At 50.3% G+C, this 13,383-nt stretch carries 14 protein-coding genes; 12 read left to right on the top strand and 2 right to left on the bottom strand.

Annotated elements, in window-relative coordinates:
- Positions 1–48 precede the first annotated feature (48 nt).
- The 12 genes from HMPREF9453_RS02145 to HMPREF9453_RS02195 all read left to right on the top strand — a co-directional run bounded on the left by HMPREF9453_RS02145 (position 49) and on the right by HMPREF9453_RS02195 (position 11,557).
- Positions 49–615 (top strand): hypothetical protein, encoded by a 567-nt coding sequence (locus tag HMPREF9453_RS02145; protein ID WP_008858923.1) that lies wholly within the window; start codon positions 49–51, stop codon positions 613–615.
- A 313-nt stretch (positions 616–928) separates the two neighbouring features.
- Positions 929–2,944, top strand: a complete 2,016-nt coding sequence (locus tag HMPREF9453_RS02150) for a BamA/OMP85 family outer membrane protein (RefSeq protein ID WP_008858924.1) — start codon at positions 929–931, stop codon at positions 2,942–2,944.
- 17 nt (positions 2,945–2,961) lie between these two features.
- Complete coding sequence (locus tag HMPREF9453_RS02155) at positions 2,962–4,260, top strand: hypothetical protein (protein WP_008858925.1); 1,299 nt, start codon at positions 2,962–2,964, stop codon at positions 4,258–4,260.
- A gap of 15 nt (positions 4,261–4,275) precedes the next feature.
- Positions 4,276–4,791 carry an OmpH/Skp family outer membrane protein gene (locus tag HMPREF9453_RS02160; RefSeq protein WP_008858926.1) on the top strand — a complete coding sequence of 172 codons (516 nt, stop codon included), beginning with the start codon at positions 4,276–4,278 and terminating at the stop codon, positions 4,789–4,791.
- Between the two features lie 12 nt (positions 4,792–4,803).
- Positions 4,804–5,757: a hypothetical protein gene (locus HMPREF9453_RS02165; RefSeq protein WP_008858927.1), complete on the top strand. Its 954-nt coding sequence runs from the start codon at positions 4,804–4,806 to the stop codon at positions 5,755–5,757.
- A gap of 14 nt (positions 5,758–5,771) precedes the next feature.
- Positions 5,772–6,230: an OmpH/Skp family outer membrane protein gene (locus HMPREF9453_RS02170; RefSeq protein WP_008858928.1), complete on the top strand. Its 459-nt coding sequence runs from the start codon at positions 5,772–5,774 to the stop codon at positions 6,228–6,230.
- An 8-nt stretch (positions 6,231–6,238) separates the two neighbouring features.
- The gene (lpxD, locus tag HMPREF9453_RS02175; protein WP_008858929.1) at positions 6,239–7,261 is read left to right on the top strand and encodes a UDP-3-O-(3-hydroxymyristoyl)glucosamine N-acyltransferase; all 1,023 of its coding nucleotides are present in this window, start codon (positions 6,239–6,241) and stop codon (positions 7,259–7,261) included.
- Positions 7,262–7,370: 109 nt separating this feature from the next.
- The gene (locus HMPREF9453_RS02180; protein WP_008858930.1) at positions 7,371–8,285 is read left to right on the top strand and encodes a lysophospholipid acyltransferase family protein; all 915 of its coding nucleotides are present in this window, start codon (positions 7,371–7,373) and stop codon (positions 8,283–8,285) included.
- Positions 8,266–9,000 carry an alpha/beta hydrolase family protein gene (locus HMPREF9453_RS02185; protein ID WP_008858931.1) on the top strand — a complete coding sequence of 245 codons (735 nt, stop codon included), beginning with the start codon at positions 8,266–8,268 and terminating at the stop codon, positions 8,998–9,000. The genes HMPREF9453_RS02180 and HMPREF9453_RS02185 overlap by 20 nt, the downstream gene beginning before the upstream one ends.
- A gap of 253 nt (positions 9,001–9,253) precedes the next feature.
- Positions 9,254–10,459 (top strand): MFS transporter, encoded by a 1,206-nt coding sequence (locus tag HMPREF9453_RS02190; protein WP_008858932.1) that lies wholly within the window; start codon positions 9,254–9,256, stop codon positions 10,457–10,459.
- A 428-nt stretch (positions 10,460–10,887) separates the two neighbouring features.
- The gene (locus tag HMPREF9453_RS12350) at positions 10,888–11,016 is read left to right on the top strand and encodes a hypothetical protein (RefSeq protein ID WP_262359545.1); all 129 of its coding nucleotides are present in this window, start codon (positions 10,888–10,890) and stop codon (positions 11,014–11,016) included.
- Between the two features lie 115 nt (positions 11,017–11,131).
- On the top strand, positions 11,132–11,557 hold the full coding sequence (locus HMPREF9453_RS02195; protein ID WP_008858933.1) for an FKBP-type peptidyl-prolyl cis-trans isomerase: 426 nt from the start codon (positions 11,132–11,134) through the stop codon (positions 11,555–11,557).
- Positions 11,558–12,440: 883 nt separating this feature from the next.
- On the opposite strand, the gene rbr is transcribed toward HMPREF9453_RS02195, so the two are convergent.
- Together rbr and HMPREF9453_RS12230 are read right to left on the bottom strand one after the other, a co-directional pair.
- Complete coding sequence (gene rbr, locus HMPREF9453_RS02200) at positions 12,441–13,013, bottom strand: rubrerythrin (RefSeq protein ID WP_008858934.1); 573 nt, start codon at positions 13,011–13,013, stop codon at positions 12,441–12,443.
- Between the two features lie 121 nt (positions 13,014–13,134).
- Positions 13,135–13,383: hypothetical protein (locus HMPREF9453_RS12230; RefSeq protein ID WP_222859636.1), on the bottom strand; the 249-nt coding region annotated here is incomplete at its 5' end.

Here is a 13,383-nt window from a genome sequence, read left to right on the forward strand (position 1 = left end):
TAGAATATAAGGGGAAATCCTATCCGGTTTCCGTGACAGGGAGGTATTATGTCAGGAGATATAGTAAAACGGGTGCAGGCTGTGAGAAAATGGCTGGAAAAAGCAGAGCATTCCTACAGCAGCCATAAAGAAATCACCGGTGAAATCAATCTCATCATGGCGCAGGCTGAGATGCAGCGCCTGAATGAAACTCATAAAAATTCCAAAGTCCGCCGCTGGATGCTCCGGGTATCGGCCATGGGCGCTGCTTTTGCGGTTTTCCTTGGCATGAATGCCTTCTGGAGCCTCATGGAGCCTAAAGCGGAAGAGCCGGAAAGGCCGGTGCAGATTGTGATTCATGATGCGCCGTCACCGGTGGGGGAGGAGACAGAAACAGCCGTTTCTCAAGGCGATGATAAGAGCCTTGCAGAAGCAGTTCCGCCTTCTGCTGAAGATATTGCCCCTGCTGCTGCACCTTCCTACAGTGCTCCGGCAGAAGCACCGTCTCCTGCTCCAGCCATGGAAGCGCCGGTGGTTCGTACCGCTCCTGCCCCCAGGGCAGCGCCGGCTCTTTCGGACAAGGAAATTCAAAGTGTTGTTGGAGAAGCAGGCCGGGCCCTCCGGGGCCAGTCTTAGGGAAGCACTGATTAATTCATAGAGTTTGCTTTTATAAGAATTTTCATGCACTGCTTCGTCATGAGGCTCCTTAAATAGCTCGCTATTCGCGTCGCCTCATTCCTTGCATTGCATAAAAATTCAAGAATAAAAGCAAACGACGATTTAATCAGCGCTTCCCTAGGCAGGTGTTGACTCATTGGTAGAGTCAGTGCTGCTCTATGAAATACAGGCCTTATCACAGGATTTGATTTCCTGCGGTGAAAACCTGATTTCAGCCTCTGATATAAAATAAGAAAACTCTGTCTACTCTATAAATACTGAGGAGGAATTTATGATTACATCAAAAAGCAGAAAAGTTGTGCTTCTTTCCGCCGTTCTGCTGTCCCTTTCCGGATGGACTGCCTTTGCAGATTCTCCGGATATGACAGGCAGCCAGGGTGGGATGACCCAGAGCGCCATGATCAATGTAAAGACCGGACAGCAGTCCGGCGGCGCAGGACAGATTACCGATGAAACTGCGGAAAGCAAAACGGAATCTTCTGTGGCTGTGAAGCAGTCCCAGCAGCAGACCGTGGCAGTGGGGGATGCGTCCCTCTACCTGTCCAAGGCCGATGATGAAGCCATTGAAGCCCAGGTAGGAAAGACGATTACATCCGTTGACTTTGCCGGTATTCCGGAAGAAGTTAAAACAAAACTCTCTCCCCTGGTACAGAGCAGACCGGGCACCCAGCTCACGGAAGAGGGAGTACGAAACGATGTGGCCTCTATCGGCTCTACCGGTGTATTCTCCCAGATTACGCCTGCTTTCAGTCCCGTGCCGGAAGGGGTGGGCATTACCTACCAGCTGGCAGCCAATCCGGTGGTTCATGACGTCACCTTTACGGGAAATACCATATTCACCAGCGACTATCTGAAATCCATTATGAATATCCCGCAGGACAGCGTCCTCAACTTCGTGCTGGTGAACCAGAAGCTGAAGCAGATTGAAGATCTCTATCTGAAACAGGGCTACATGCTTGTTTCCATTCCTTCTGTTAATGTTTCTTCTGACGGCACCCTTCACGTAGATATTTCCGAAGGCGTAGTGGAAGATATTATCATTGTAGGCAATGACAAGACCAAGGATAAGGTTATCACCCGCGAACTGAAGCTGAAGAAGGGCAAGCCCTTCAATAAGTTCCAGGCAAGCCGCAGCATGGAAAGACTGTACAACCTGGGATACTTTGAAGATGTGAACATGAAGCTCCTGCCGGGCAAAGAAAATGAGCACAATGTAATCATCGAAATCGATGTGATTGAACAGAAGACCGGTATCGTCACCGTAGGTGCCGGCTACTCCGACTCCGACGGCACCGTAGGTATCGTGGAACTGGGTGATACCAACTTCCGCGGCACCGGCGACAAGGTGAACTTCCACTGGGAATTCGGCGGTGCAGGGGACGGCAAGAACTACACCATTTCCTATACCCATCCCTGGATCAATGATAACGGCGACTCCCTGGGCGCATCTATTTTCAACCGTATTTATGAATATGACGACTATGATGCCAAAGGCCATGAAATCGCAGAATACGATAAGAGAAGAAAAGGCTGGAACCTCACCTGGGGCCATGTAACCGATGAGTACAGAACCAACTACTTCAATTTCGAATCCTCCAAGGAATCCTACGATGACCATGACGGATTTGACTGGCAGGGTCATGCCTATGATAAATTCAGGGATTATAAGTCCTATGGCTATGATTCTCCCGAAGCCATGCAGGATGCATGGCATAAGGCTATTTTTGACAACTTCGGCACCACCAACAGCTTTACCTTCACCCACGTATTCGATAACCGCGACAACTACTTCAATGCCAGCAAGGGCCACAGACTTTCCTTCGCAGCTCAGTGGGGCGGCCATGGACTGGGCGGGGACTATGACTTCTACAAGTTCACCGCTGAAGGCCGTTTCTACAAGAACCTGGGCAGCAGCCATATCCTGGCTCTTCGCTTGATGGCAGGCTATATCGACGGCGACGTTTCCTACGGCAACCTCTTCAGCCTGGGCGGTTCCAATACGCTTCGCGGCTATGAAGACGACCAGTTCAAAGGTAAGAAAATGTACGCCGGCACCCTGGAATACCGCTTCCCCATTGCGAAGAAGGTACAGGGCGTACTCTTCACCGATGTGGGCAGTACCTGGAGTCTGGACCAGGGCAAGATTCCCTGGTACGAAGATGATGATTCTCTCAACTGGGCAGTGGGCGTAGGCCTTCGTCTCCAGACGCCGATCGGACCAATCCGTCTTGACTACGGCCACGGGGACCAGAATAAGTTCCACTTCAGCTTCGGTACCCAGTTCTGATTTACAGGAGGAGGACTATGTTTTCTTCCTTACTGAAAAAACAGATGATGCGGGCAGGATTTCTTCTGCTCGTTTCTTCTTTTCTCATTCCTTCACCTGCCCAGGCGGCGCCTATTGAGACAGTGAAGGTATCCCTGGATGCAGCGGGAGGAGATTTGCCGCCGGCGGTGGAAAAGCGGGTGGTATCCAGTATTTCCTCCATTGGAAACCGTGTGTTTGTGGGAAAGGAAGAAAATCTCTTTGCCTTGAACAGCAGCGCCTATGACAAGGTGCTGGCAGACATTATCAACCGGGTGGTTATCGGCTATGTGGTGTCAGATCTCTCTGTAAACTATGGCAGGGATACGTCCATCCATGTGACCCTCCAGCCGGTGGGGCAGATCATCCGCCATGTGGATACGGAAATCGACTACGGCGGCCTTTCGCCGGAAGCAGCCCGCTATGTGGCAGAGGATACAGCCGATGTGCCGTCTCTCATGGAGAACCTTCTCATCGGGCTTCCCGTAGATTCCGTGGGCTGGGCGGAAAGTGTGTCCCAGTCGGCAGGCCGGGACCTTCTTTCCCAGATTCTTCCGGAATTCCAGGCAAACTTTGAAGTGGAGTCCGGAGAAAATACGAAGGTGAAGATTTACCTGATTCCTCAGGGAAAAATCGTCCGTTCCAGCAGGCTCACCTTTGAGAAGACCACCGTTCCAAGACTTCTTATGCTTCGAGCAGCGGAAGAGACGGAAAGTGCTCTGTCCTCTCTCCGGGGTCTTCCGGTGGAATTTGTTACCCGGCACAGCAGCCGGATTGCTTCTGACATGAATGAAATCCTCCAGAAGGACTCTTTCATCCGGAAATACGGCATTGCCACAGATACGACTCTTGTTTCCGGCGAAACGGCGGAACTTCAGGTGAACGCCTTGACAGATCACTGGGTGATCCGCACGGAAGTATGGCTGGATGCCGGAAGAGAGGGCGACAAGAACACGGCAGTGGAAGGAATGCTGGGCCACTATATCGGGAAACATGATACCCTCTTCGGGGAAGCCCGCTTCTATCCCGGCCCCATGGACTGGAATGTGTATGGCGGTTTTACCCATCAGTTCGGTTCCTTCATGGACCTGGGCTATAAGTATGATTTCGTGGACAGCGCCAGCCATATCTTTGGCACTGTGCCTATAGGAAATAAATTTGCCCTGCGCTACGACAGGGATTTCAGGGAAAGAAACAATGAATTTGGATTTTCCTATAAAATTCATAATTACATTACCCTGGAATACGTGTATAATGATGAAGATGGTAAATGGCTGAGACTCATTGCCAATTTATAAAGGAGTGGACTTATTATGATGACAACTCTTGGAAACAAGAAGAATGTAAAGATTTTTTCCTTTGCCCTGGCCGGCGTATTTATTGCGTCTGTAGCCGTCATGGCAGTGGTATCCATGGGAGATACGGCCAACGCTGCTCCCACCTCTGATATCGGTGTGGTAGACCAGAGAGAAGTGATTTCCTCCAACGGCCAGCTGGCATTAAACTACCAGCAGAAAATGAAGGAAACTGCCGATGAAATGCAGAAAGACTTCGACGCTAAATCTGCCGGTATGTCCGATGCAGATAAAGAAAAACTGTTCAATGACATGCAGCAGCAGTTCAACCAGAAACGCACAGCCATTGAAAAAGATATGGAAGACCAGGTCACCGGTGCTGTGAAATCTGTAGCATCCAAGAAAGGCCTGTCCCTGGTGGTAGACAAATCGGCTGTTATTTATGGCGGTACCGATATTACCAAGGATGTCAGCGATACTCTCAACAAATCTATTTCCGCATCCCAGTCCGCCGCTGCCTCCCAGAGCAAATAACGGAGGACTGAGATGATGCACCGCAGGTCCCTGCTTGCTGCTGCTGTTTCCGTCATGACTGCCCTGTCCCTTGTGCTTTCGGGCTGCGGGACAAAAAAAGAAGAAACACCACCGCCGCCATCGGTGCACTACGGGGTGGCAGACCTGGAAACACTGGTGAAGGCTCACCCGAAATACAGTGAGTATTTCAAACTGGAAACTGAATATAATGAGCTGCTTCACCAGTACCAGACAGAGCGGACAAAGCTCATTGATGTTTCTTCCAAACAGCAGAAAATCAATGCGGCTCTGGCGGATACAGCCCGCCGGACAGCAGCGGAAAACGAGCTGAAAACGAAAGTGAAGGCCCGTGAAGACGAACTCAATGAAGGACTGAAGAAGCTCTATGATGACATTGAGAAAAATCATGCGTCCAAAGGCACCATGAAACTGGAAACCCTGACGCCCGAAGAAAGGGCGGAAATGGCCAACCTCCAGATGAAGCTTACCGTCCTTGGCGTCACCGGCGATGAAAAAGAGCAGGTAAAGGAAGAACTTCACAAACTCATGGACCTTCGCACAGCTCGGGAAAAAGCGGACATGGCAGGCTGGAGCGCTGATGAGATGAAACAGATGAGCGAGGCTAAAGAAAAAGCCCAGGCAGAACTGGAAGAATACTCCTCCAGCACCGCTGATGAAATCCGTAGCCGTCTCGAAAGCGAAGGAGAAGCGGATATATCCCAGGCAGAAGAAAGCTTTGCCGAAAACCATGAGGACTGGGATAATGAATGGCAGTCCCGCATTGATCAGAAACAGAAGCAGATGGCGGCTGTAAAAAAGGAAATCATGGAAGATATCGAGAAGGAAGCGGCAAGACTGGCTTCTGAAAAGAACCTGGACATGATTTTCTCCAAGTACAAAGCCAATATCAGTGCAGATGATGTAACCGGCGACCTGGCAGGCCGCATTGTGAATATACAGAAATAAGCAGGAGGAACAGTATGAATAAGGCTTCGTTGAAAAAACTGGCCTGCATTGGGATGATTGCCTTTGCCGCCGTTATCACAGGCTGCGGCAGTGAACATAAAGTGGCAGTGGTGGACTATCAGAAACTGGAAGACCAGTCCCCCAAGATTAAAGCAATCCAGCAGGAAATTACAGACAAGGATAAGGAAATCAGCAATCGACTGGCGGAAGACTCTAAGAAAGGTCTTTCCGATGAAGAAATGCAGAAAAAAGTACAGTCTGCCCAGCAGGAGCGCATGATTTTCATCCAGAGCAAGCAGAAGCAGATCGAATCCATGATCCAGTCCCAGGCAGGCATTATTGCCAAGGAAAAGAACATCGGCATTGTGATGAATAAAATGTCCGTTCCCGCAGGAGCCGTGGATATTACAGACGAAGTACTGGCCAAGATAGACGGAGGCGCGTCCAAAGCCGCTTCTTCCCAGTCTAAGTGAGGATGCATATGAAAAAAACAGCAGGTGAATTGGCAGAAATCGTAGGCGGCAAACTGTATGGGGACAGCACCGTAGAAATTGATGATGTAAGGAGCGCAGAAAGCGCAGGTCCATCCCATATTACCTTTGCCCGCGGCATTTATGCAGAGCATATCGAAGAAATGAAGGCAGGCGCCATTCTGGTAGATGAGCTTCCTGCCCATTATACGAAAAACCTGATCGTTGTGCCGGACTGCCGGCGTTCCTTCGGACAGCTGGTGGATCTCTACCATCCGGAAAGTCACTATACTCCGGGCATCCATCCAACAGCCGTGGTCAGTGACAAGGCAGTCATCGGCAAAGATGTATGCATTATGCCCTACGCCGTTATCGACGAAGGCGCCCGTATCGGCGACGGCACCGTGATTTTCCCTTATACCTATGTGGGAAAAAATGCGCAGATCGGGAAAAACTGTGAAATCAATCCGGGCTGCGTGATCCATGAAAACAGCGTACTGGGAGACCGGGTGGTTCTTCGGGCCCATGCAGTGGTAGGAGGCCAGGGCTTTGGCTTCTCCACCGATGAAAAAGGTCATCATCACCATATCCGCCAGCTGGGGAAAGCAGTCATCAGCGATGACTGTGAGCTTGGCGCCGGAACTGCTGTGGATAACGGCGCTCTGAATGATACGGTGGTAGGAAGGGGCACCAAGATCGATAACCTGGTACACCTGGGACATAATGTACAGGTAGGGGAAGACTGCTTCATTATCGCCCAGACCGGTATCGCCGGCTCCACCACCATTGGAAACCACTGCATCCTGGCAGGCCAGACCGGTATCAACGGTCATGTGAAGATTGCAGACAATGTCATTCTTGGCGGTAAAACCGGAGTGATTGGAAATATTAAGGAACCCGGCGTGTACATGGGATATCCTGCCCGCACTCACGCCCAGTGGGGCAGAGTGGAAGTCATGATTTCCCATCTGCCGGAACTGATGAAGAAAGTCCGTCTTCTGGAAAAGAAACTGAAAGAAGCGGAAAAGAAATAACCGGTTTCTTCACAGGAAGTGGTCATTTCAAATTATTTACAGGAGGGGGTACAGGGTCTTTTAACAGGAAGACCCGGCCCTCTTTCTTTTTTCATTTCGAGGTTTGCTTATGGGTGCAACATACAGATTACTGAAAATCATGGGCTGGGCGGCCTGCCGTCTCTCTCCCTCCGGCGCCGAAACCATGGGACGGGGGCTGGGTCATTTCTTCTGGACCTTTGTTCCGCCTAAGCGGAAGAAACTGGCTGTGAATAATATTCTCCGTGCCGGCATTACGAAAGACAGGAAGGAAGCAGAGAAGATTGCCAAAAATGCATCTCTCCGCTTTGGCCCCCTGGGGATATCCATGTTCCGCTTCCCCCTTCTCCATAAAAACAATATCCGGGACTATGTCACCATCCGGGGAAAAGAAAAACTGGATGCCCTGAAGGAAGAGGGGAAAGGCTGCATCCTGGCTGCTACCCACTGCGGCAACTGGGAAGTGGAAGGAGCGGCCCTTGCCCTCTATGGCTATCCCCTCCTTTCCGTGGCCATGCAGCAGAAGAACAAAGACTTCGATCGTTTCCTCTGTGAATACCGCTCCATGCCGGGGCAGAAGGTGGAATATAAAACAGGGGTGAGGGATATGCTGCGCCGACTCAAGGAAGGATACTTCGTTGGCCTTCTCTGCGACCAGGATCCCGGTGACACAGGCATCCTATCGCCCTTTCTGGGGCAGGAAACCCTAACCGCCACAGGACCGGCCCATTTCTCCCTCCTCACCGGCCTGCCCGTGATGACTGCCTTCATTCATGAAACCAGCCCCTGGCACTATGAAATCATTATTGGTGACCCCATTCATGCCGACGAAGGACTGAAGAAAAAGGAAGCCATCAAAAATATTACGGACAAGGTGAATGAAAGACTGGAAAAATGGATCCGCACCTATCCGGAAGAATGGTTCTGGCTCCATAACCGATGGAAATGGACCGACTATTTCCACCCCGAACTGAAAGGGAGGCATCATGAACCAGCTGAAAACTGAAAAAATAGACATCCACGGCATTCCTGTCATTCTGGTGCATCCGCCCATAGAAACAGGAAATCCCGCCATTCTCTATCACGGCTGGAGCAGCCGGGCCGAATACCAGCTGACCAAGGCCTCCATCCTGGCAGTGAATGGCTATACTGTTTTCATCCCCGAAGCCCTCTATCACGGTGAAAGGGGAGCCCTGAAAGACTTCTATCAGAAAGAAGACTATGATATATTCTGGAAAACCATTTTCCGGAATATGGAAGAATTTCCTTTCCTTTCAGATTACATCAAAGAAAGATACAGCGAAAAGCCCTTCATCCTGGGTCACTCCATGGGCGGCCTTTCTGTCCTTGGCATAGGAAGCACTTATGGGAAAGACGTAAAAGGCATTGTTTCCTTCAACGGCTCCGGCGACTGGCTCCTGACCCATCTCTTCATTCAGGCCCGCTTCGGCATTTACGTGAAAAAAGACTGGCCCCTTTATGATGAAATCGAAAAGAAATCGCCTATGGCCCATCTTGATACCCTTAAAGATGTGCCCATCTTCATGACCAATGGAGACAGCGATGGCTCCATAGACCCCAGAGCCCAGGCTCACTTCTATGAAGAACTGGTGAAGGCGGGGGGAAAGGCGGAAAGAGTGGTTTATCCGCTTCTGGGCCATTTTGTGACTACTAATATGATGGATGACGGGCTGCAATGGATGGAAAAAGTGCGTCCATAGCTAAGGAAGCACTGATTAATTCATAGAGTTTTCTTTTATAAGAATTTTTATGCACTGTTTCGTCATGGGCTTCCTTAAATAGCTCGCTATTCGCGTCAGCCCATTCCTCGCATTGCATAAAAATTCAAGAATAAAAGCAAACAATGATTTAATCAGCGCTTCCCTAAAGGAGAGACTGGAGAACGAAGGCTCCAGAAATTGACAGAAATTTCACCTCAAAGATTTCTGCGCTCACATATAAGTTTCATTTTCCATGAAAGGAGGGCTGTTTCTGAGCTACAATAAAAACATCATCACCCTGGTAGCCAGTATGTTCCTGGTTGCCTCCGGCTACACCATGGTGATTCCTTTTCTTCCCCTGTACCTGGGGGAATTGGGGGTGCCGGATCATGAAATCGCCCTTTGGACGGGACTTGTGTTTTCCAGCTGCTTCCTGGTGGCCGGCATCATGGGTCCTATCTGGGGCAAACTGGCCGATCTGGGCGGGAAGAAAAAAATGGCCGTTCGGGCAGCGGTGCTTCTGGGATTTTCCTATCTTTTCTGCGGACTCTGCCAGAATCAGTATCACCTTATGGCAGCCCGGGCCTTCCAGGGTTTTGCCAACGGATTTGTGGCTGCTTCCATGGCCATTATTTCCGACAGCGCCGACTCCGATAAACTGGGCGGCACCCTGGGCATGGCCCAGACCTCCCTGGTGGTGGGAGGCATCCTGGGGCCCCTCATGGGCGGTGCCCTGTCCCATGCCTTCGGTATGAGGAATACCTTCTTCCTTTCCGCCCTTTTTCTATGGATCGTGGCAGTGGCAGTTATCGTTTTCGTGAAAGATAGAAATACCGGGACTGTCCATAAAACCAGAGAAAAGACTTCTATTTCCCAGGACCTTTCCTATGCAGCCCATAATCCCTCCCTGAGAGAACTCCTTCTTCTCACCTTTTTCCTGCAGACCACCCTTCTGATGATACAGCCCGTTACATCCCTCTATGTGGGAGAGCTGATGCATCATGAAGGAAATATCGAGCTCACCGCCGGCTTCATCATGTCCAGCGGCGGTCTGGCAGGCGCTCTTACCACCACTCTGTGGGGAAAATTCGGACAGTCTCATGGCTATTACTACGCCATGGCCCTGACCCTTCTTTCCGCCGGCGCCTTTACGATTCTCCAGTCCATCCCCGACTCCATCTGGGGCTTCGGTATCTGCCAGTTTCTGGTGGGCTGCTTCGTTATCGGTGCCAATCCTTCCATTAATGCGGCCCTGGTGGAGCATACACCCTCCGATTTCAGAGGCCGCATATTCGGTCTCTCCAATACGGCCCAGCAGTTTGGAAATATGTGCGGCCCTCTTCTGTCCTCTCTCATTTCCATGGCCTTGGGCATCTGGGAAGTATACCTGGCTGCAGGACTGATTCAGCTGCTTTTAGGAGTCAAGGTCGCTATGACCCATAGGGAAGAAGGTCGGTGACAGGCCCTTACAAATGGGAGAGGGATAGTCTTTTGGGTCCGGAAGGACGCCGTTCCTTCATGATAAGGTTGTGTCTATAAGGCTGCGTGGTCATCGCTGCCAAATAAAAATTTGAAAAAGTTTTCTGCTCTTTTCAAAAAACGGGACCTGCCGTTATTTATATAGTAGAGGGGCATGAAAGGCCCGCGGTTTTGCAGGAAATCACTCCATATGTTTCCAAGTGCGCATAAGAAATGATTCTATGGAGTGATGGAAAGCAGAAAAGGTACCGCCTTTTCCCTCACCTTTTCCGGAAAAAGGGTGAAAATCAGTGTAAACTGAAAAAACAGCAGAGAAATCCAGGACTTCATCATCTATCTCGGCAGAAATGACGGGAGACTCATGCCTGGCACGCGCCGTCGCACTTCGTGCAGCAGCGGCCGTAGACCATGCAGACACCGAACTCATTGGGCATAGGGGATGGGAAGGCACCGGGTTTCTTTGTGGTGGTGGGGGACATGGAGCGGCTGGTAGTCTGTCAATGCGGGCTGGCAGCTGGTAACGTAACCAGCTGCTAGGCACAAGGAGCTGGTTACACTTACGAACCTTCGCCATACTAGCTCTCAATCCCATTCTATTGTATAATGATAAGCGTATTCGCCCCATGGGTATTATAAAGAAATGGAGTTTTCTATGAGCAACGTGAATAAGAAGTGCCGTGTCCATTATGAGGGCACGTTTAATGACGGAACGAAGTTTGATTCTTCCTATGACCGGGGAGAGCCGTTGGAGTTTGTGTGCGGCGCCGGCCAGATGATCAAGGGCTTTGATGAAGCGGTGAAGGATATGGCAGTGGGGGAAATCAAGAATATCCACCTCATGCCGGAGGAAGCGTATGGTATGCCGGATGAACGGAACATTCTGACTATCAATATGGATCAGATGCCCGGATCTTCGGAGCTCCCGGTGGGGGCGCGGGTGGTGCTGACGGATCCTATGGGCCAGCGTTTCCCGGTGAAGGTGACAGCAAAGACCGATACCACCATTACTTTTGACGCCAATCATGAAATGGCAGGGAAGGAACTGAATTTCAAAATCGAACTGGTTTCTGTAGAATAAAGAAATCTGCGCATCGGTGAGGTGCGCAGATTTTTTTGAAATGGACACGCCCTGGCGGGCGTGAGGGTTCTGAGGTTTGACAGGGCTTTCGCCCCGAGGGTTCTTAAGATTGACAGCGGCTTCGCCGCTGAGGGTTTTGGTGGGCGGCTGCGCCGCCAGTTTATAGAAAACAACTTTGGTGGGCTGGTGGGCTAGCGGACTAGTGAGCTGGTAAAAGTTATTAGAGATGTTTACCGAAATTCTTCGCCCGGGGTCAGGATGGTCTGTCGGCCAAATAAAAGGAAGGCCCCTCTGAATTTCTCGTTTCCCCTTGAGGGGAAATGCCACGTAGTGGCAAAAGGGTGTACGAGGGTAAGCATACCAATGAAACTCACCATCGTTCTCCTCGGGAGGGCTTTGGCCGACTCGCGCATTCTATGCAGAATGCGCGCAAGTGAGGGCGGGAAGGGAAGCAGGTAACGCAGGCTCCTTTCTCAGAAAGGAGCTGGACAAAGCCCTGAGGAACACCGAGTAATACACTTTATACTTATGAATCAAATCAGGCCATTTCAGGGCCTCGGATTTTTTACGAAAATCCGCTATCCTCCGTCGCCTAACGGCGTGCACAGCGAACACATTTTGTAGGAGCAAAGCGACGCACAAAATGTAGTGAGTCGTTTCCCCTTTAGGGGCCACCCCCTTCCAAAGGAAGGGGGCTATAAACTGCCGCGCAGCGGCCACCACAACCCTCGGGCCAGGGGCCCGTCAAACCTAAGAACCTTTGGGCCCGAAGGGCCTATCAATCTTAAGAACCTTTCCCTCCGATCGCGCTCAAAGGGCGCTCCCCTGTAAATTTCATGCCATAAAAAAAGACAGCCCCGGGGCTGCCTTTTTTTATTTGGTATTAGTAGTTTTCAGCTTTGATAGCAAAGAAGCTTCTTGGATGGCCGCAAACCGGGCATTCCTGCGGAGCTTCTACGGATTCTACGGTGTAGCCGCAGTTAGCGCACATCCACAGTTTCTTTTCGCCCTTCTTGAATACCTGGCCGTTTTCTACGTTAGCAAGGAGCAGTTTGTAGCGGGCTTCATGGGATTTTTCGATTTCACCGACTTTGGAGAAGAGGAAGGCAATCTGGGGGAAACCTTCTTTTTTAGCGGTTTCAGCGAATCCCGGATACATGGAGGTCCATTCATCGTGTTCGCCTTCAGCAGCCATCTTCAGATGTTCAGCGGTGGTCTTCTTCAGGTCGCCTACCAGCCAGAACCAGATTTTGGCATGAGCTCTTTCGTTGTTTGCAGTTTCACGGAAGAGGTCAGCAATCTGGCGGGAGCATTCCGGATCCTTTTCTGCTTCGTTGGCGAAGAGATTGTACTTTACATGAGCCTGGGATTCACCGGCATAAGCGGCACGCAGGTTCTTTTCAGTCTGGGTGCCTTTCAGTCTCTTCATTTCTTCTAATACTTTTGCTTCGTCCATAATAAATCCTCCTTTTAATTTTGCAGGATAATTGATTGTTTTTTTGTGTGTGCCTGCACACACTTTAAGTATATGGAGATTAATGAAAAAAGTCAAATGAAGAATATTGTATGACACTTACCTAAAAATTAGGATGATTACTTCTTAATAATTTAGACATGGCGATAATAGAAATAAGGAATACTGAAATTCGGAAAGGACGCGGCTGATGGCGCAATTGAAATCGGGACTGGGGCGGTGCTTTTCCGTATTTCCGCAGAGTCTGTGGCCCTTGGGAAGCACTGATTAATTCATAGAGTTTTCTTTTATAAGAATTTTTATGCACTGTTTCGTCATGGGCTTCCTTAAATAGCTCGCTATTCGCGTCAGC

Origin of the sequence: Dialister succinatiphilus YIT 11850, from assembly GCF_000242435.1 — a bacterium.
GTDB classification, from domain to species: Bacteria; Bacillota; Negativicutes; order Veillonellales; family Dialisteraceae; genus Dialister; species Dialister succinatiphilus.